The 20505-nt window shown below is 48.1% G+C and carries 17 protein-coding genes; 8 read left to right on the forward strand and 9 right to left on the reverse strand.

Annotation, left to right across the window (positions count from 1 at the left end):
• Window positions 1–370 precede the first annotated feature (370 nt).
• Together ACLQ6D_RS03250 and ACLQ6D_RS03255 are read left to right on the forward strand one after the other, a co-directional pair.
• On the forward strand, window positions 371–3157 hold the full coding sequence (locus ACLQ6D_RS03250) for an Hsp70 family protein (RefSeq protein ID WP_411725848.1): 2787 nt from the start codon (window positions 371–373) through the stop codon (window positions 3155–3157).
• A 356-nt stretch (window positions 3158–3513) separates the two neighbouring features.
• Entirely contained in the window at window positions 3514–4440 is a 927-nt protein-coding gene (locus tag ACLQ6D_RS03255; protein WP_411725833.1) for an ExeA family protein, read from the forward strand.
• 18 nt (window positions 4441–4458) lie between these two features.
• Here ACLQ6D_RS03255 and ACLQ6D_RS03260 read toward each other — a convergent pair whose 3' ends face one another.
• The 9 genes from ACLQ6D_RS03260 to ACLQ6D_RS03300 all read right to left on the reverse strand — a co-directional run bounded on the left by ACLQ6D_RS03260 (window position 4459) and on the right by ACLQ6D_RS03300 (window position 16012).
• Complete coding sequence (locus ACLQ6D_RS03260) at window positions 4459–6084, reverse strand: ABC transporter ATP-binding protein (RefSeq protein WP_411725834.1); 1626 nt, start codon at window positions 6082–6084, stop codon at window positions 4459–4461.
• Window positions 6085–6161: 77 nt separating this feature from the next.
• A complete protein-coding gene (locus tag ACLQ6D_RS03265; protein ID WP_411725835.1) occupies window positions 6162–7511 on the reverse strand; it encodes an ABC transporter permease in 1350 nt (449 codons plus the stop codon).
• 82 nt (window positions 7512–7593) lie between these two features.
• On the reverse strand, window positions 7594–8313 hold the full coding sequence (locus tag ACLQ6D_RS03270; RefSeq protein ID WP_411725836.1) for a dienelactone hydrolase family protein: 720 nt from the start codon (window positions 8311–8313) through the stop codon (window positions 7594–7596).
• A gap of 15 nt (window positions 8314–8328) precedes the next feature.
• Window positions 8329–8823: a low molecular weight protein-tyrosine-phosphatase gene (locus ACLQ6D_RS03275; protein WP_411725837.1), complete on the reverse strand. Its 495-nt coding sequence runs from the start codon at window positions 8821–8823 to the stop codon at window positions 8329–8331.
• 23 nt (window positions 8824–8846) lie between these two features.
• Entirely contained in the window at window positions 8847–9269 is a 423-nt protein-coding gene (locus ACLQ6D_RS03280; RefSeq protein ID WP_411725838.1) for a hypothetical protein, read from the reverse strand.
• A 47-nt stretch (window positions 9270–9316) separates the two neighbouring features.
• Window positions 9317–13192, reverse strand: coding sequence for a phosphoribosylformylglycinamidine synthase (purL, locus tag ACLQ6D_RS03285; protein WP_411725839.1), 3876 nt, complete (start codon window positions 13190–13192; stop codon window positions 9317–9319).
• Window positions 13193–13286: 94 nt separating this feature from the next.
• Window positions 13287–14048, reverse strand: a complete 762-nt coding sequence (gene bamC / locus ACLQ6D_RS03290) for an outer membrane protein assembly factor BamC (RefSeq protein ID WP_411725840.1) — start codon at window positions 14046–14048, stop codon at window positions 13287–13289.
• Between the two features lie 4 nt (window positions 14049–14052).
• The gene (dapA, locus tag ACLQ6D_RS03295) at window positions 14053–14931 is read right to left on the reverse strand and encodes a 4-hydroxy-tetrahydrodipicolinate synthase (RefSeq protein WP_411725841.1); all 879 of its coding nucleotides are present in this window, start codon (window positions 14929–14931) and stop codon (window positions 14053–14055) included.
• A gap of 181 nt (window positions 14932–15112) precedes the next feature.
• Window positions 15113–16012 carry a carbohydrate kinase family protein gene (locus ACLQ6D_RS03300; protein ID WP_411725842.1) on the reverse strand — a complete coding sequence of 300 codons (900 nt, stop codon included), beginning with the start codon at window positions 16010–16012 and terminating at the stop codon, window positions 15113–15115.
• A 166-nt stretch (window positions 16013–16178) separates the two neighbouring features.
• On the opposite strand from ACLQ6D_RS03300, the gene hslV reads away from it, so the two are divergent.
• From hslV to ACLQ6D_RS03330, 6 genes are all read left to right on the forward strand, one after another.
• Window positions 16179–16724: an ATP-dependent protease subunit HslV gene (gene hslV, locus ACLQ6D_RS03305; RefSeq protein ID WP_411725843.1), complete on the forward strand. Its 546-nt coding sequence runs from the start codon at window positions 16179–16181 to the stop codon at window positions 16722–16724.
• Between the two features lie 4 nt (window positions 16725–16728).
• Window positions 16729–18051 carry an ATP-dependent protease ATPase subunit HslU gene (hslU, locus tag ACLQ6D_RS03310; RefSeq protein ID WP_411725849.1) on the forward strand — a complete coding sequence of 441 codons (1323 nt, stop codon included), beginning with the start codon at window positions 16729–16731 and terminating at the stop codon, window positions 18049–18051.
• Window positions 18052–18429: 378 nt separating this feature from the next.
• Entirely contained in the window at window positions 18430–19032 is a 603-nt protein-coding gene (locus ACLQ6D_RS03315) for a hypothetical protein (protein WP_411725844.1), read from the forward strand.
• A gap of 331 nt (window positions 19033–19363) precedes the next feature.
• Window positions 19364–19795 (forward strand): GNAT family N-acetyltransferase, encoded by a 432-nt coding sequence (locus ACLQ6D_RS03320; RefSeq protein ID WP_411725845.1) that lies wholly within the window; start codon window positions 19364–19366, stop codon window positions 19793–19795.
• A gap of 5 nt (window positions 19796–19800) precedes the next feature.
• Window positions 19801–20199 (forward strand): gamma-butyrobetaine hydroxylase-like domain-containing protein, encoded by a 399-nt coding sequence (locus tag ACLQ6D_RS03325; protein ID WP_411725846.1) that lies wholly within the window; start codon window positions 19801–19803, stop codon window positions 20197–20199.
• The coding region (locus ACLQ6D_RS03330; protein WP_411725847.1) for a class I SAM-dependent methyltransferase at window positions 20196–20505 on the forward strand (310 nt) is incomplete at its 3' end. The genes ACLQ6D_RS03325 and ACLQ6D_RS03330, both read left to right, overlap by 4 nt.

Below are 20505 nucleotides of genomic sequence, written 5' to 3' on the forward strand. Positions count from 1 at the left end.
GAAAATACCTATAAAAAAGGGTTGCATAAGGAGACTAAATTTTTAGCATTAGGCTTGAGAAGTTTAATACGGCGCGAAGCGGGTATAATGAAGTTTGTTTTGCCTTATTCAATCATCTAAGCATCACCAAAATACACCACACAATTTTTCAATTGAATCACTGAACATTCTGCAGACTGATTGCAAAGGGTCGAAATTACCCATTAACCTTCTGATAATATTGCTTATTGTCCATGAATACCTTCAATAAGGCACTATATTATTTTTGCAGATTTATTATCCGCATTTACCTCAGTTGTTGGTATTGGTCAAAATTCCTCTTTCAACACCCGATTCTGAATACGCCATTTTTTAATAATCACTTGTGAACATCCAATATCCTCAATTCCATGTCGGCATAGATCTCGGCACGACCCATACCGTTGTCGCCTATGCGAAAAATGACAACCAGCAAGACATTCAGTTATTACAGATTGAGCAACTGATTGCACCGGGACAAGTCGCGGCCAAACCCTTACTGCCGTCAGTGCGTTATCACCCCTCTGAAAACGAGTTACCGGAAACCGAGATTATCTTTGCTCAGCCCGGTACCCGCGCAGTCATAGGTGAAGCTGCACGGTTATTGGGTTCAAAGACTAAAGGACGGCTGGTGACCAGCGCCAAAAGCTGGCTGTCACATCCTTCCGTTGACCACAGCGCGGAAATCCTGCCTTGGGGCAGCACCGACGGGATTGAGAAAGTGTCTCCGGTCGCTGCCAGCGCCAGTTATCTCAGGCACATTCGCACCGTTTGGGGACATCACAACCCTGATGCGTTGCTGGAATACCAGGACATTGTAATTACGGTACCCGCCTCCTTTGATGAAGCCGCACGGTCGCTCACCCTGGAAGCGGCAAAAATGGCTGGCCTAAACAACGTCAGGCTTCTGGAAGAACCCCAAGCGGTTTGTTATGACTGGTTGCGGCGCCACACCGACAATGTCCATAACGTACTGGCAAATATACGTTTGCTGCTGATTTGCGATATTGGCGGCGGTACGACCGACCTAACCTTGATAAAAGTTGAGCATAACCAACCAGAACCTAAACTGACTCGCATTGCAGTCGGCGACCACATCATGTTAGGCGGCGACAACATTGATTTAGCCCTGGCCCATCTCGTTGAAAACCGTTTACACACAGACCAATCCCGGTTGTCTGCTGCTGATTTGTCGTTTGTGATTGAACAATGCCGTGCAGCCAAAGAACGCTTACTTGCCGAAGATGCCCCTGAACAATTGACTATCACCTTATTGGGTGGTGGTTCCAAACTAATTGGTGGTTCCCGCTCCACAGTCTTAACCCAGGAAGAGGTGAGACGAATAGCGCTGGATGGTTTTTTTCCACTCACCAAGCTGGACGATTTGCCCAATAAAAGACGTAGCGGTGTAGTGGAATTTGGCTTGCCCTACACGGCAGAACCGGCTGTAAGTAAACATATTGCCGCGTTTTTAAACCTGCACAAAGAGGCTTCACAGGAGGCATTACAAGGAACAAGCAGCGTACCCGATGCAATCCTGTTGAATGGCGGCCTGTTCCGTAGCCAAGCAATCACGCAAAGGCTCCTGGAACTGTGTAATTCCTGGAATTCAAAACCCTTACAGATACTTGAGAATAATCACCCTGAATTTTCGGTGGCTTATGGCGCAGTTAGCTATGCCATCTCGAGGCGTGACAAGAAATTAAAAATTGGCGGTGGTGCTGCGCGTAGTTATTTTCTCCTGGTCGATACGGCTCCTGCTAAACAGGAGTCGAAACCACAATCGCCGCCGCGATACGGCATTTGTGTGTTGCCGAAGGGCAGCGAAGAGGGCGAAGAAATTATTTTGCATGAGCGGCGGTTTGTCTTACGTACCGGCATACCAGTACGCTTTGACCTGGTTTCACATTCGGGGGATAACGCTTGCAAACCTGGGGATATTGCGGAAATTACCGATGACTTCCATATCCTGCCCCCACTCGTCGTAGCATTTGATGATAAAGTCGCCAATAACGACAAGGAAACGGATGTACAACTTGGTGTTACCCAAACCGATCTGGGTACGCTTAAGATTCAATGTATTGCAGTGGACAATGCTAAGCAGCAACGCTGGGATGTGGAATTCCAGATACGGAAACAAGGCAATATCAGGACGCAGGTTGGTGCTGAGTTACCACCTCAATTTAATGCCGTCTCCGACCAAATACAGGCTGTTTTTGGCCCTAAGTCCAAAGAGGTCGATCCAAACGCGGTCAAAAATTTACGCGCCGATATGGAAAAATTATTAGGCCGTGACCGTTCCGAATGGGATTCATCCTTGCTCAGGGCATTGTTTTCAGTATTGTGGGAAGGGCATAAATACCGCCGCCGTTCAGGGCATCATGAAAGGGTTTGGCTCAGCCTGACTGGTTTTTGTCTTCGTCCCGGTTTTGGCTGCCCCCTGGATGACTGGCGCATCGAACAACTGTGGAAAATCTATCTTCAAGGCATACAATTTAGCAACGAAATCCAGAACTGGAGCGAATGGTGGACGCTTTGGCGCCGCATTGCAGGCGGATTAGGTGCTGCCGCCCAAGAACTGATTTTTGCTGATACTACCAACTACATCAATCCTGCCTCCAGCAGACAGCCCAGCATTGTCAAACAGCTCAGGCAACGCAGTTATGATAATATCGTCCAGCTTGCGGCAGTACTTGAAAGGCTGTCGGTTACCAGTAAAATACAACTCGGCGAATGGTTGTTGAAACGATTAGAAAAAGCCAATGAACCCAAACAGACTTGGTGGGCTTTGGGTCGTGTAGCAGCGCGGATACCTTTTTATGGCAGCAGCCATAATGTAATTCCTGCCGATATTGCCGGTAAATGGCTGGCAACCTTGTTGACCCAGGATTGGAAAAAAACACCTCAAGCTGCATTTGCCGCCACGTTGATATGCCGTAAAAGTGGCGATCGAGTGCGGGATATTGACGGACTGTTGCGTATGCAAATAATGGACAAGCTAAAGTCAAGCAAAATGCCGTATCCTTGGCTGGATATGGTTGAACATCACAAGGAATTGGATGAAAAAGAAACGGATCAGTTCTTTGGCGAAGCCTTACCGCCAGGATTGAAACTGATACATACTGACCTTGAAACCTGAGCCCTTGTATTAAATCACTTATTGAATCATCAGGTAATGCTGCTTATTGCCTATGATTAGGGATTTCCGTAATCTATTACCAGAATTTCTGACATCAAGGGCACTTAGGAAATACAATATCACCGGAGCTTATTTTTAGCTGATATTGTTTCTTTTTTGAAGGCTCAAGCTATAGTTGTAACACACAACATTAACCATACTACTAAAATTACCAGGATTGTAGTTGATTTTTATATCCATTTATATGACGGCCTTATTCGGAAATGCAGCAAATTTGCCAATTGAAAAGAAAGTATGCACTTCGGTATTGCCACTATTTATCCTATCCTTACTAACCGGTTTGCTGAACTAGAGATATGTACACAAAATTTTTTGGCCTGACTAGAAAGCCATTTTCGCTGAATCCTGACCCCAGCTTTCTTTACTTAAGCCCCAAGCACAAGAAAGCCCTGACCACTTTGAGATATGGTTTGGTGAGTCAAGCCAGCATCACCGTCATCACTGGAGAAATTGGTTCAGGTAAAACAACCCTGATTATGACGGTATTAGAAAAAGTAGAAAAACAGTGTACTGTCGGTTTGATTACCAATACCCACAGCGCTTTTGGCGATCTCTTAACTTGGGTGCTGGCTTCGTTCAATATTCCTCACGAAACCAAAAACAAGGCCGAACGTTACCAGATATTCACTAAATTTCTGGCCGAAGAACATAAAAAACAGCGTCGCGTAGTTTTGATTGTTGATGAAGCACAAAACATGGATATTGAAACTTTAGAGGAATTAAGGCTGTTATCCAATGTCAACATAGCCGACCAAATTAAATTGCAGATGATACTGGTGGGGCAACCTGAGCTAGTTGAAAAACTAAACAAACCTGAACTCATCCAGTTCGCACAACGTATCTCCATCGAATACCATCTGAAGCCGCTCAATTTTGAAGAAACCCAAAATTACATTGTGCACCGGTTACAAGTGGTTGGTGGCGAGCCGTCTATCTTTAATGAAGCCGCAGTAGCGGCAGTTTATTATTACACTGAAGGTGTGCCTCGCCTGATCAACAATATATGCGACCTAGCAATGGTTTTTGCCTTTGCTTCGGAAACCAAAAGGATAGGCTGGAAATCGATAGTCGAAGTGGTGAATGAAAGAAAAACAGGCGGCATCAAGCGCTTTAAGGGTACCATTTCTGCAGAACCCAGCTTGATGGACCGGGCTACAGAAGCCGAGAGATTACGTAGGGCTATCTTGGACAAAACTAAAGTTGACATTTCTAAATCTCTTTGAGTTTCCTTAAGCGGATAATTAGCTTTTTATCTGGAGTGCTTCCTTTTGCTTTAGGACGGGTACCGCACTAATCAGTTTTTTCGTGTAGGCCTGTTCAGGCCTAAAAAGCACTTGCCCTACACTGCCCTGCTCTATTATTTTTCCTTGGACCATCACCGCCACGTCGTCGGCGATTTCAGCAACAACGGCAAGGTCGTGCGTAATAAACAAATAACTAATTCCCTGTTCCCGCTGTAAGGTCTTGAGTAGCTGTATAATTTGCGCCTGTACCGAGACATCCAGCGCACTCGTCGGTTCATCGCAAACGATCAGTTTAGGCTTTACCGCCAAGGCGCGGGCGATACAAATACGCTGCCGCTGACCTCCAGAAAATTCATGCGGATAACATGATGCGGAATCTTCCGGCAAGCCGACTTGTTGCAGCAAGCGGCGTACACGCTCTTTGCGCTCCGAGACACCGACATCAGGATGCAAGGCTTTTACGCCCTCTGCAATGATGTCTCCCACCAGCATTCTGGGATTCATCGACGAATAGGGATCTTGAAAGATAATCTGCATATTGGCTCGTTGTTGGCGTAACGGTTCACCTTCCAGCCCGTTTAAAGCAACGCCATCAATTTTGACCGACCCAAAGCTGCCTGGGATCAAATTGAGCAAGCCCTTTCCCAGCGTGGTTTTGCCGCAACCTGATTCGCCGACCAAAGCCAATGTTTTGCCTTGTTGAATACTAAAACTCACACCATCAACCGCCCGCACATAACCGACTATGCGTTTAAACAAACCTTTACGAATCGGGTAATAGCAATGAAAATTGTCTACCGCTAGCAATGGCGGTTTTTCTTTGGCGCTATGCTGCAAGCAGCTTTGCAAAGATGGCAAGGCATTAAGCAACTTAAGGGTGTAAGGATGCTGGGCTTGGCTGAACAGGATTGTCGAATGTGCAATTTCAACAATTTTACCTTGCTGCATCACAGCGACCCGGTCGGCCATTGTAGACACTAGCGCCAGATCATGGCTAATCAGCCAAAGCGCCATCCCGGTTTTCTGCTGTATGCTTTTCAATAACGCCAGAATTTGCGCCTGTATCGTCACATCGAGTGAGGTCGTCGGCTCATCTGCGATGAGTAAATCCGGCTTGCCCGCCAAGGCTATCGCTATCATCACCCGTTGGCGCTGACCGCCGGACAATTGGTGCGGATAGTCTTTAATCCTTTTTTGCGGTTCCGGCAGTTCAACTTGCTGCAACAATTCCAAGACACGCTGGTGCGTATCGTTGTTGGACAAGGAAAAATGTTGCTGGATAGCTTCTGCTATCTGGTCTCCTATCGTCATGACCGGATTCAGCGACGACATAGGATCTTGGAAAATCAAACCGATACGCCGTCCACGAATCCTGCACAGATCCAACTCAGTCCGCTTTAATAAATTATCGCCCTGTAAACTGATCGACATGGCACTGAGATGGGCGTTATTGGGCAGTAACCTTAGCACCGACAAAGCGGTGATGGATTTTCCAGAGCCTGATTCGCCGACCAAGGCAAAAGTTTCGCCTGGGTAAATATCAAAGCTAATATCATCAACGACTGTCTGTCTGCGATTGAAAGTAACACTTAGATGTTCGGCAGACAGCAGCGGCTCAGTCATGGAGAAAATTATGCGGCGCTACTGCCGTCCATTTGCTTAACATCAATGTAGCAGGATCGATTTGATTAAAGGCTGATTTATTCAACAGCTTCATTTCCTATTCTTCTAGGATCAAACGCATCTTGCACCACATCGGCGAATAAATTGGCCGCCAGCACCAAGGCAAACATGAACACAAACGCGGCTGATAATGACCACCACACGATAGGTTCGCGTGCCATTTCCAAGCGAGCGCCGTTAATCATGTTGCCCCAGCTATAGGTCGTAGGGTCAACGCCGATGTTGATATACGACAATACCGCTTCAGCCAACACCAAGGAACTGAAATCGAGCACGACGGAAATCAACACGATGTGCATCACATTTGGCAGGATATGGCGCAGCAAGATGGCATGTTGTTTCACCCCTAAGGCCTGCGCCGCCAGCACATATTCCATTTCCCTGAGTTTTAAGGTCTCCGCCCTGAGCAAGCGGCACAATCCCGTCCAACTAGTCAGGCCAAGAATCATACAGAGAAACAGCAAACGCATATCGGCCCGGACAATAACGCTGGTAAACTCGGCTTCATGATTTGCCATGTACACCTGCACCATCAACACCGATGCCGCTATCAGCAATACGCCGGGAATAGAATTGAGCGTGGTGTATAGGTATTGGATGACATCATCAACCCAGCCCCGAAAAAACCCTGCGAGAATACCGAACAATATCGCCAAAGGCAGCATGATGAGCGTTGTCAGCGTACCGATGACCAGCCCGGTACGGATGCTTTTGATGGCTTGATAGAACACATCTTCACCGACTTTATCCGTACCTAAGACATGATAGTAGAGCGACAGGTAGCCTAGCATAGTGCTAAAAACGACAATGATAAATAACGTCACCACCACTGAGTACATCGCAAAAAATTGGGGGACTGAGCCGTGCTTTAGGTAACTCACGCCAGTAGATAAAAGTATCAAACCAGCAAACAAGGCTAAACCCAGCAAAAATCCAAACCCTGCTTTTAGCAGAATATCAGCTATCTGCTCTTTTTCTGGATCAGCCAAATGCTTGCCGCCATAAACCAGTCGCGGATAACCCCATTGCATACTGCCGTCCTTTGCAATCATCTCCTTGCTGTACAAGGTCGTCGCAAACGGCGCTGAGTAGGTTTTCTCAGTATGCTCCCGCAGCGGCGTAGCGCAATAATCCAGTAGGCTGATAATCTCGTTAGAGTTGTCCTGATTCGACTTGAAATGGATGGAATCCATAAGCCCCACCAGGAGAAAAAACATCAGCACAACCAAGGACACCATCCCCACTTTGCTATGGGCAATTTTATTGAGTGGACGTTGAATATGTTCCTTATCGTGCAGATAAAACGCGATGCCTATTGAAGCTATCAATAAAAGCAATATCAGTACATCGGTCCACAATAAGGTCATGACAGCAGTTTCATTCTTGATTTTCTATGTATGTGGGTGGAACAACCATTCGAGTTATTCAATAGGTCGTGACCTAATCATTTTAACTAAAAATTTCAGCCAGGAAATTTTCCATAGCCTGCCATGACCGCCTGTCGGCATCGGGCTGGTAGACCGTACCAAAACCGGGATCATTGGCAACGGGATTAGTAAAAGCGTGGACGGTATGTCCAAAAGTCAAAAACTGCCAGTCTGCTCTAGCTAGTGTCATTTCCTCCTGAAAGGCAAGCACTTGTTCAGGCGGTACCATTGGATCGTCCCGTCCATGTAAGGCCAGGATTTTTGCCTTGATTTTATTGCTCTGGGTATTGCCTGGAGCGCCTAGCAAGCCGTGAAAACTCACCACGCCTTGCAAATCAACACCCGTCCGCGCCAAATCAAGGACACATAAGCCACCAAAACAAAAGCCCATAGCGGCAATTTTATGGCCATCGACCCAAGGCAATTGTTTGACGGTATTCAAAGCGGCTTTCATGCGCTGTTGAAGCATAAGCCTGTCTGCCATAAAAGGCTGCATCAACTTTGCATTTTCTTCAGCGTCGGTTCCCAGCACGCCTTTGCCATACATATCAAGGGCAAAACCGACGTAACCTAATCCAGCTATTTTTCTGGCCTTATCAGCGACAAAACCATCCCTGCCACCCCAAGCATGGCTAATGAGTACTACAGGCCGTCGCCCTGAAAAAGTATCATCAAAGGCAAAAAAAGCTTCCAGCACCACATCCTCATCCGTATAAACCACAGTATTCTCGACGATTGCCATACTATCTTCCTTTCATTAATTACTTAACTTTATAGCACCCACTTTTTGCAAGGTTTCTAAAAACCCCAAGGAAGCATCTTCCACCATATCCAAGACCCGTTCAAAGCCGAATTTTTCGCCATAGTAAGGATCGGGGACCTCGCGAACTCCCAAGTGCGGCGCATAATCCAGAAAATACTTAACCTTATCCTTGTATTCATCGGGACAAGCATGAATGAGTATTGAATAATTATCGTCATCCATCGCCAGCACATAGTCAAAATAGTCAAAGTCACTGCTGTGGACTTTTCTGGCACGTAAGTGCTGTAATTCTACGCCCCGCTTAAGGGCAGCTTGTTGCGCACGAGCATCCGGCGGATTACCGACATGATAAGCATGTGTGCCAGCCGAATCGACGGTAAACCTTGAAGCCAGCTTTTTTTCATTTATGAGTTTCGTAAATACGCCCTCAGCGGTAGGGGATCTGCATATATTGCCCATACAGACAAAAAGCACTTTGATTTTTTCCATTTTGTGTTGATTTTGTAAAAGCCTTAGAACAGCAGAAAAGTAGCCAAATAATTGACGAGAAGAAACACGCTAACCCATATCACTCGGTTAGTCATGGACATGCTTTTCCAATCACTTACTATGGCGGAACTTAGCTCAGTCCATTCATTTTTTAGATTTTGGCTGACGCTCCTAGACATCTCCACCAGCATTTTCCAAACAAGGTAAATTAGCGCCCCGCCAATGGCAAGCATGATATAAAAAACGATCATTTGTCTTGCTTGCAGGCCAGTTCTAAAAATATGTGCAACTAAATCGTCGAGAAATTGTTCGATGAACTCCAAAATCAGATGTATAAATTCCCATAGAGAGCCAAATATCACATCATAAAAGCCAGCCAAAATACTGATCGCAATTCCGAATAAACTCAGGTAGAAAATAAATTTTCGGTAAATATCTATATTCATTGGCTGCTCGATTACGAATGCAATTCTAGGGAGGCTTAGCCGCCTTGTTAACCTACCCAAACCCTGGCATTCCTGAACAGCCTCATCCATCCGCCATAGTCTTTCCAGTCCTTGGGATGCCATGAATTTTGTGATGCCCTGAAACATCGTTCAGGATGCGGCATCATGATAGTAAAGCGTCCATCGCTTGTCGTCAATCCGGTAATGCCCAAAGACGAACCATTAGGGTTTGCCGGAAATGCGTCCGTTACCGCACCGTAATTATCAACATAGCTCAAAGCGACTTTGTGTCCTTTACCAATAAACGCCGGATCACTAGTAAACTCGGCGCGGCCTTCCCCGTGTGCGACAACCACCGGCAATCGGGAACCTTCCATACCCGCCAGCAAAATAGAAGACGATTGCTGCACTTCTACCATGACCAATCTGGCTTCAAATTGTTCCGAATAATTACGCATAAAGCGCGGCCAATCATCAGCGCCGGGGATAATGTCCTTTAGCCCAGACATCATTTGACAGCCGTTACACACACCTAAACCAAAACTGTCTTGCCGCGCAAAAAATGCGGCAAATTCATCCCTGGCGCGGGGATTGAATAAAATGGACTTAGCCCAGCCACCACCCGCGCCCAGCACGTCACCGTAAGAAAAGCCGCCACAGTCAGCCAATCCGCTAAATCCAGATAAACTCACCCGTCCATGAATGATGTCGCTCATGTGGACATCGACACTGGTGAAACCGGCACGGTCAAACGCAGCCGCCATTTCCACATGACCGTTAACGCCTTGCTCTCTCAATATGGCTATTTTTGGTTTTGCTGTTTTGATGAACGGGGCGGTAATGTCGCCGTTGACATCGAAGGTTAAAGCCGAGTGTAGCCCCGGATCGTTATCATCAGCAATCCGCTCGAATTGTTGCTGGGCACAGTCAGGATTATCGCGTAGCGCTTGCATCCGGTAACTAACTTCCGACCAGGTGGATTGCAGTTCGGCCCGACTAGCGGAATAGATAAGCTTATCGGCATGATAAACCGACAACTGCTGGGGTTTGGCTAGGCTACCGACAATGTGGACACCGTTTGCCAATCCAGCGAGTTTGAACAGCCCGATTACTTTATCGACATCATGGCTGTGGACTTGCAAAACAGCGCCCAACTCTTCACTAAATAATGCAGACAAGACATCTTTGCCAAGATTGTCGATGTGCAAAGACACGCCTAATCTGCTCGCAAAAAGCATTTCTGCCACGGTTGCCAACAAGCCGCCATCTGAGCGGTCATGATAGGCCAATATTTTATTTTGCCTGTTCAGGGTTTGGATGGCATTGAAGAATCCTTCCAATAAAGCCGGATCATCCAGGTCAGGGCTTACGTCACCCATCTGTTGGTAAGCCTGAGCTAACACCGACCCACCCAAACGATTTTTCCCTAGCCCCAAATCAACAAGAATCAGCACACTATCGGCAACATCTTGTAACTCTGGAGTCAGGGTTTTAATGACATCAAGCACTGGTGCAAATGCGGTAATAATCAATGATAACGGCGCGGTCATGGTTTTTTCGCCCGTCGGGCCTTGCCAGACGGTTTTCATGGACAAGGAATCCTTACCTACCGGAATGGCAATGCCCAGTTGTGGACATAAGTCCAGGCCAACGGCTTTGACTGTATCGTACAAGGCGGCATCTTCACCTTGATGGCTCGCTGCTGCCATCCAGTTCGCAGACAGTTTGATATCCCCTAAAGAATCAATCCTGGCAGCGGCTATATTCGTTAGCGCTTCACCGATAGCCATCCGGCCTGATGCGGGAGCGTCGATGAGGGCAATAGGTGATCTTTCACCAATTGCCATCGCTTCCCCAGTTATTGCGTAAAAACCCGACGCGGTGACGGCCACATCAGCGACTGGCACTTGCCATGGCCCGACCATCTGGTCTCTGGCGACCAATCCGGTGACCGAACGATCACCGATATGGATCAAAAAACTTTTATCGGCGACGGCGGGGAACGACAAGACCCGTTTGATGGCTTCGTCCAATAGAACACCACCAAAATTCAGTTCGGTTTTATGTGGCGTGATACGTTCAACCTTACGGTGCATTTTAGGCGGCTTGCCAAACAGCACCGACATGGGCAGATCAACTGGCTTGTTTCCCAACAATGAATCACTAAGTGATAAGTGTTCCTGTTCAGTCGCTTTGCCTATGACCGCATACAGGCAATGTTCACGCTCGCAAAACGCGGAAAATAATTCCAGCGCTTCCGGCTTGATGGCAATGACAAACCGTTCCTGTGCCTCATTGCACCAGATTTGCATGGGCGACATACCCAGATCGGCATTATGGACATGGCGTAATTCAAACTGTCCGCCGCGTCCGCAATCATGGATGATTTCCGGCACGGCGTTCGATAAGCCGCCCGCACCAAGATCATGGATGGAGATAATCGGCGAGTCGTCGCCCAAGGCATTGCAATGATTGATGACTTCCTGGCAACGCCGCTGCATTTCAGGGTTTTCACGTTGGACTGAGGCAAAATCCAGATCTTCCGCACCCGAACCCGAAGCCTGGGATGAGGCCGCGCCGCCACCCAGACCAATCAACATGGCGGGCCCGCCCAAAATTATAATGAGTGCGCCAAGGGGAATGGGCTGCTTGTTAACCAGCATGGGACGGATTGATCCCATACCACCAGCGATCATGATAGGCTTGTGGTAACCCCTGTATTCATTATTGCGATTGCTTACTGGTTGCTCAAAACTACGGAAATACCCGGCCAGATTGGGACGGCCAAATTCATTATTGAATGCCGCTCCACCGAGCGGGCCTTCCAACATGATTTGCAAGGCCGAGGCAATCCGCTCAGGTTTACCAATATCGTCCTCCCAAGGCTGGATATAGCCCGGAATTTTTAAATGCGATACGGAAAACCCCGTTAACCCGGCTTTGGTTGCAGACCCACGGCCCGTCGCACCTTCATCCCGTATTTCACCACCAGAACCCGTTGCCGCACCGGGAAAAGGCGAGATGGCTGTAGGGTGATTGTGGGTTTCAACCTTCATCAGCAAGTGCGCTGCCTCTTCTGTATAAGTATATTCCCCGGTCAGGGGATTACGGATAAAAACTTGTGTTTGATGACCCTCAACCACGGAAGCATTGTCGCTATAGGCCGATAGAATACCTTTGGGGCTTTTGTCCGACGTATTGCGGATCATGGCGAATAATGACTGTCCCTGCTCGATGCCGTCGATTGTCCAGCTAGCGTTAAAGATTTTATGGCGGCAATGTTCGGAATTAGCTTGGGCAAACATCATCAATTCCACGTCAGTGGGATTTCTGCCCAATGATGCAAAGCTGCTGGTCAAATAATCAACCTCATCATCAGACAGCGCCATTCCTAATTGGATATTGGCTGTAACTAAAGCATCACGACCTTGTCCTAAAATATCCACAATTTGCGATGCTTTCGGCTGATGTTCCGCAAACAAATCAGGATCAATCGCACCGAAGCAGACAGTTTGCGTCATGCGATCAAACAATAAGGCCGATAAACTTTTTTTAGCAGCAGCAGACAAACCAGCGTTTGCCGCTATCGAATATTCAATTCCCCGCTCAATACGCTTAACGGAAGCCAAACCGCAGCGCTGGGCAATTTCTGTCGCTTTGCTGGACCAGGGCGAAATCGTTCCCGAACGCGGCACCACCAGCAAGCGTTCTCCATCCAGTTGAGAGATGGCCTCGTGACTACCATAAGAGAGCAGATCTTTTAACAAAGCTAATTCGGTGTCATTCAGATCATCGGCAACATCCACAAAATGTATGAACCGCGCTGTAAGCGAGTGGATGCCTAGCTCTATCGCCCGTAATTGGGAAATCAGCCGATTAATGCGAAAAGTCGATAAAGCAGAGGAGCCAGGGAGTTTAAGCATGTGTGTAAGAACGGGTAGGAATGTGGGTTAGCATCATTCAAGACACTGGGAAGGACAAGAAATGATTCACACAACGCAAAAAAGTGTAATTTCCTCACTTATCCTTATCAGCCAGATCGGCCTTAATGGTATCTGCCAATACTTTCAACAAACGCAAAGCGGCATCATCATTAAGCAAGGGTAAATGTTCTTCGTCCAGGACAATCGCATCGGTCTGTTGGTCGTGTTTCTCCAGCTTGAGGACATATTCCCTGTCATTAATGTCGAGACCCTTGAAGATGAAACTAATTTCATCCATATACGAACCGTCTTGTGCCTTTTTTTCGTCAGGGTCGTACCGGACAGCGATTTGCCCCTGATCATGATTCCGTTCAGTGACTTCGATGGTATTGCGGCTCAACGCCTTACTGACCACGCGCCAGGATTTGGAAAACCCGGCACCTATGCGCAAGCGGCTTTCACCATCATCGTATTTGATAATTTCGACGGATGAAACCGTATCCCTCTCATCGGATTCATCGGCGATTATCACGGGTGTATTGGTAGCTTCTGGAGCTACAGCGGACACTTCTTCTGATGTATTCTCCGCTGAAGTATTATCGAAATGCGGAGGAGCGGCGTTTTCTGTATCAGTGCCGGTCTCGCTTCCTTCAAGATTAGCGGCTGGTGGAGATGTTTCGGATGTACTGCCTGTAGGCTGGTTCTTCCTTAGCTCAGCAGGCCAATCGATCATGGGGATTTCAGTGGTATATTGGTAATCCCTCTCCTTATCAGGAAAATAACTTTGCAGATAACTGCACCCTGCCAGGAAAGCAGTGCCGATACCGATAGCGATAATATCGAATCTATTCTTCATAGTGTTACTCAATAATGTCCGCTTGTTGCATGGCTTGCCGAACTGGGGCAAAACAATCTTCCGTCAGCCAGGTTAACGGCAGGCGAATGCCCTTGGCCATCAAACCCATTTCTGCCACCGCCCATTTCACCGGAATGGGATTAGCCTGGATAAATAGCTGTTTGTGCAAACCTGCCAGTTTATTATCCAGGATTAATGCTGTTTCGGCATCACCAGAAATCGCCGCCATAATCATCCCATGCACTAACTTGGGCGCGACATTGCCGGTAACTGTAATGGTGCCGTTACCGCCCATTAAGCAGCATTCACGGCTGGTGGCATCATCACCGCTATAGATGGCAAAGTCAGGGCCACCCAAACCCCTGATGGTTTTTATCCTGGATAAATCCCCTGTCGCTTCTTTGACACCGACAATATTATTTAGATACGATAGCCGCCCGACCGTTTCTGGCAACATATCGCAAGCCGTACGCCCTGGTACATTGTATAAAATCTGTGGAATATCGACGGCCTCACTAATGGCCTTATAATGCAAGTACAAGCCTTCTTGGGTCGGCTTATTGTAGTAAGGTGTTACGATTAGACAGGCATCGGCACCGACTTCTTTAGCCCTTCGCGTCAAGGTAATGGCCTCAGTAGTTGAGTTTGATCCCGTCCCCGCAATCACTGGAATCCGACCTCTTGCGTAGTCCACCACAGCCTTGATCACGTCACAATGCTCGTCTTCATACAGCGTTGCCGATTCGCCTGTTGTGCCAACCGCAACCAGCGCATCAGTTCCCTGTTCTATGTGAAATTCAACTAATTTCTGTAAACTTGCCCAATCTACCGCGCCACTTTCATCCATGGGCGTGACTAAAGCGACGATACTACCTTGAATCATGAAATCTCTCGATCAGAATGGCTATTTTTTAAACCTAGCCATTATAACAAGCAAATCGTTAAAAAAGGTATGGGGTAAGGGTTGTCCTATTTTGCTAGACTAGCAAGTAGCCTCGATGTAGTGTAACGAAATCGAGGAAAATCGGAGCCTAAAAGCCTAGCTACCACAAGCTCCATCGAGGTTACCGCCCATGCTTAAACAAATCCCAATGTTCCTGATAGGTGGGCAACCCATAGCGCGCGCCTGCTTTTGTGCAGCAAAGCGCCCCCGCCGCACTGGCGTAACGTAAGGACTCAGTCCAAGCCTTGCCGGAAGCCACTGCCGTTGCAAAAGCGCCATGAAAGGCATCTCCTGCGCCTGTTGTGTCTACGACATTGACAGAAAATGCTGGCAAAGCCCCACGCATTTCTCCGCGTTGCCAGATTAATCCCCTTTCGCCCAGCGTAATCACTACATTGGGCAAGATTGCTGCCAGGCGGCTCAGGGCGGTTTCTTCGTCGCCTGTAAGTTGCAAGGCAAATTTTTCCGAACAGACCAGATAATCAACCATGCCCATCAGTGCTAAAGTACCCTCATGCACAGAACCCGCATCCAACACCGTCGATATCCCCTGCTCTTTCGCATATCTAGCAAGCGGCGTGGAAATAAGCGGTTCATGCCCGTCGAATAAGATGACCTTGGCGTTAATCGCTGAAAAATCCACTGCTCCTTCGGGTAACGGCTTGGTTTCCCCCTTATAATTGATTAACGCCCGTTTGCCGTCGGGTTTGACCAATACCATCGAAAGCGGCGTTGGCGACGGGCCCCGAACAACCTTATCAACAACCACTGCGTTATTTTGAAGCTCCTGACAGTGCTTTTCGCCGTAAAGGTCACGCCCTAAATAACCCACGAAAGCTGACCTTAAGCCCAATTTTGAAACCATCACCGCCGCATTAGCCGCAGGCCCGCCACCACAACTGATAAAACTATCAGCGACCATTTTTTCATCGGAACCAGGGTGATGCATCACGGAAAAAACGAGATCATACGAAGCATGACCCACACAAAGAACATCGACTTCTATCGGATTAACAAGCATTAAAAAATTCCCAAGAAACAGTTTTAGCTACATTGTATTAAAGAAATTGGTTATTCCGGCAAGTAAAAAGCATTAGCATCAATAAACTTCATATTGATATTTTCCCCCATTCCAAACTCAGACAAGGTAAAATTGATAGCTTATTCGAAATATTTAGGATACGAAAGTGTTTAGAGGAACAACCATACTCTCTGTGCGCCGTGGCGATAAGGTCGTCATTGGCGGTGACGGACAAGTCACTTTGGGCAATACCGTCATGAAGGGCAATGCCCGTAAAGTCCGCCGTCTCTACCACGACAAGGTTATCGCCGGATTTGCTGGCGCTACCGCCGATGCCTTTACCTTATTTGAACACTTTGAAGGCAAACTGGAAAAGCATAGGGGCAACCTGACCCGCGCCGCCGTGGAAATGGCTAAAGACTGGCGTACTGACCGCACCTTACGCAGGCTGGAAGCCCTGCTCACCATCGCCGATTCTAAAACTTCGCTCATCATATCGGGTACGGGCGATGTCATTGAACCGGAACACGACTTGATGGCGATAGGTTCAGGCGGCGCTTTTGCCCAGGCCGCCGCACGGGCATTATTTGAAAACACCAATCTTGGCGCCCGAGAAATTGTCGAACGGGCCTTAACAATAGCCGCTGATATCTGCATTTACACCAACCATAATCTACGGATTGAAGAACTGGACACGGAACCTAATGAGTGACCGCATGAACCAGATGACCCCTAAAGAAATTGTCAGCGAACTTGATAAGCACATCGTTGGTCAGGCCGATGCCAAACGGTCTGTGGCTATCGCCCTCAGAAACCGCTGGCGCAGGCAACATGTCGATCCCTCCATGCGTGAGGAAATCACCCCGAAAAACATCCTTCTGATAGGCCCAACGGGCGTGGGCAAAACTGAAATAGCCCGCCGCCTCGCGCGTTTGGCGAATGCCCCGTTCATCAAGATAGAAGCCACCAAGTTTACCGAAGTCGGTTACGTGGGTCGCGATGTTGAGTCGATAATCCGCGACCTAGCCGATACCGCCGTCAAAATGATGCGGATGTCGGAAATGGACAAAGTCCAAACTCGGGCTTTTGATGCTGCTGAAGACCGAATCCTGGATATTTTGCTGCCCGAAGCGGATGGCGGCATGATGTCGGATACGGCGCAGTCCACCCGGCAAAAAATGCGTAAAAAATTGCGTGAAGGTGATCTGGATGACAAAGAAGTCGAGGTCGATATTAATGTAATGCCGATGGGCGTTGAAATCATGGCACCGCCGGGCATGGAAGAAATGACCAGCCAACTGCAAGGCATGTTCCAGAACATGGGTTCAGGGCGCACCAAACCCCGCAAGATGAAAATTGTGAAAGCCTTGAAAGTCTTGCAGGAAGAAGAAGCCGCCAAGCTGGTCAACGATGAAGACATTAAATTACGTGCCGTGGAAGCCGTAGAACAAAATGGCATCGTATTCCTGGATGAAATCGACAAAATCTGCAAGCGTTCCGATCATGGCGGTGGCGGGGAAGTCTCGCGCGAGGGCGTACAGCGCGACCTGTTGCCCTTGGTTGAAGGCAGCACGGTCAGCACCAAATATGGGGTTATCAAAACCGACCATATCCTATTCATTGCATCAGGCGCATTCCATCTGACCAAACCATCCGATTTAATCCCCGAATTACAGGGCCGTTTCCCCATCCGCGTAGAACTCAGCGCATTATCGGCTGACGATTTTGTCCTCATCCTGACTGAACCAGACGCATCGTTAACGGAACAGTATGCGGCATTGTTGGCAACGGAAGGCGTTACCCTGACCTTTTCAGCAGATGGTATTCAAAGAATTGCCGAGATGGGTTGGCAGGTGAATGAAAAAACCGAAAATATTGGGGCAAGACGGTTACATACCATCCTTGAGCGATTGCTGGAAGAAATTTCCTATAACGCCCCAGACCTTATGGAAAAAACCATCGTCATTGATGCCGCTTATGTTGATAAACATCTGGCTGAGTTTGTGGAAGATGAGGATTTGAGTCGGTATATTCTTTGATAGCCGGTTCTCGCACCGGCGGGCGAGATACTTTTCTTTGCTTGTCCAAAGAAAAGTATCCAAAAGAAAAGACACCCGGATGCCGCTTAATTCCTGCGCTCCTCGTTTTCAACGGGAGGTGATCGAAGGGGCTTCCACCCCCTCGATCACCGCGATTCATCCCTGAATCGCCCCTAGCGGGTTATCCCCGCCGAAAACTGCGATGCTCGGCGCGGCATAACGGGAAAGGTATTTGTTTCTAAGCTATGTGCCATTGGTTTATACTTGCTCAAACAATACAATAACTTAGTGAAACATATGAAGAATATACGACAACCTAAGATTTTTATAAGACAATCGATGTCGTATAACTTACGTTAGGCGCACCTAGGAGATTTAATGGCGATTTTGACGTCGACGAGCAATTCTGGCTGGTCGCTTCTTCAGAAGGCTCAGTCGATCACTGCGACATGCAGCGAGAATGCCGATGCGCAGGCCGCGATTGTACTCGCATACAGCGCGTTGGAGGCATTTGTGTCGCAACTCGAGTGGCTTGCGCGCCGAGAGACAGACCTGCCGAAGATGCAGGAGCTGGCGGTGTTCCTGATGGCCCTTGAGGACATACGTGCCCAGCTTAAGCGCAAGCTCGACGCGATCATGGTCACCCTCACGTCCAAGCGTGCGAATTGGGGAGGCACACCGTTTCAGGATCTTGCACATCTCAAACTCTTGCGCGACTGGTGTGTGCATCCCAAGCCAGTAGTCGGGAACACGGCCAAGGACGTGGCAGACTCGTGCGAAGCCCGCTTCTTTGTGGAGCGCAGCCTGATCGACGAGAGCGTCCTCGGGCATCACGTGACGTGGGACAACGTCGTCTTCGTGAAGCCGGTCGCTGAATGGGCCTGCGAGACTGTGCGCGCCGTCATCGCACACGTCCTGGATCAGTTGCCCATTTCGGACGCGGCGACACGTGCGCGGCTCTCCTGGCAACGCGCGGTATAACTGGGGGCATCCCGTATACCGCTCCGAGCACTGGCGTTTTTATCGGGATTAGCCGGTTTGGGGTGCGGCAGGGATGCTGCACGTTGCCAAAGGGACTGGAGTCCCTTTTGGCAACCCCCTATAAAAACGACGGAGCGCAGGAAGCAAGCGGCATCCGGGTCGCCTTTTCTTTGGATACTTTCTTTTGTGGAAAAATGCTCCTGCATTTTCCACATTCACCACATCCCTGTGGCTTGGCGAAGCAAAAGAAAGAAACTCGCCTTCGGGTGCGAGAACCCGATTAAAATAATCAGTATTCCTTATTGATAATAAAAATTCATGTTCCAACGCTATGTCAACCGAAATCAAACTAATCCCAACCGATAACCTGATTTCAATCATTCCATTAATCAAACTCCTCAACCCCGCCCTCCCCGAAACCATGTTTAAAACTCGGCTAGAGGAAATGATCGCCCAAGGCTATCAATGCGCTGGCCTATATATCGACAACAAACTCATCGGTATCTGTGGGCTTTGGATCATGACCAAACTCTACGTCGGCAAACACATAGAACCCGATAACGTCTTTATCCTGCCCGAATACCGCCGACTAGGTTTAGGCAAACGGCTGCTGGAATGGGTGTATAAATACGGCAAATCCCAGGGTTGTATTGCCAGCGAACTCAACTGTTATGTCTCCAATGAAACGGGCAATGCCTTTTGGGAACAGGAAGGCTTTGCGAAAATCGGTTATCATTACCAAAAATACCTTGAATCGTCCTGACCTAAATGCGCTTAAAAATTGACCCTTGCCACACCTTACCTACCGATATTAAGCTGCATCAAGTATCCGCCATTCTTGAAATCAGCTTTGATAATGGTGAAATGTTTAATCTGCCCTGTGAATATTTGCGTGTCTACACACCTTCCGCAGAAGCGCTAGGCCATGCGCCTGGACAGGAAATTCTTCAAGTCGATAAAGAAAATGTTACGATTAATGAAATCAAACCCATCGGCAATTATGCAGTAGCGTTTGTATTTAGTGATGGGCATAACACGGGTATTTACAGTTGGGATCTGCTCTACAAGCTCGGCGCGGAGTATCAAACCTTATGGGCAGATTACCTACACAGGCTTGAATTAGCTGGACATCAACGCAAATCCACAGATAACACGGCACAACCATGACAGAAAACAGCAGGACAGAAAACACCACCCATTTCGGCTTCAAAAGGGTCGCTGCCGAAGAAAAAGCCAGCTTAGTTCGCGGCGTATTTGATTCGGTTGCAGGGCACTATGACATCATGAATGACCTGATGTCGATGGGCATACACCGCATCTGGAAACGGATTGCCGTGCAATTGAGCAATGTCCGTAAAGGCGAGCAGGTGCTTGACCTGGCGGGCGGTACAGGGGATCTCACTACATTATTCAAGCAACGGGTAGGTGATGAGGGTAATGTTGTCCTGGCAGACATTAACGCCCAAATGTTAC

This window comes from Methyloglobulus sp., assembly GCF_046714055.1.
Classification (GTDB): domain Bacteria; phylum Pseudomonadota; class Gammaproteobacteria; order Methylococcales; family Methylomonadaceae; genus Methyloglobulus.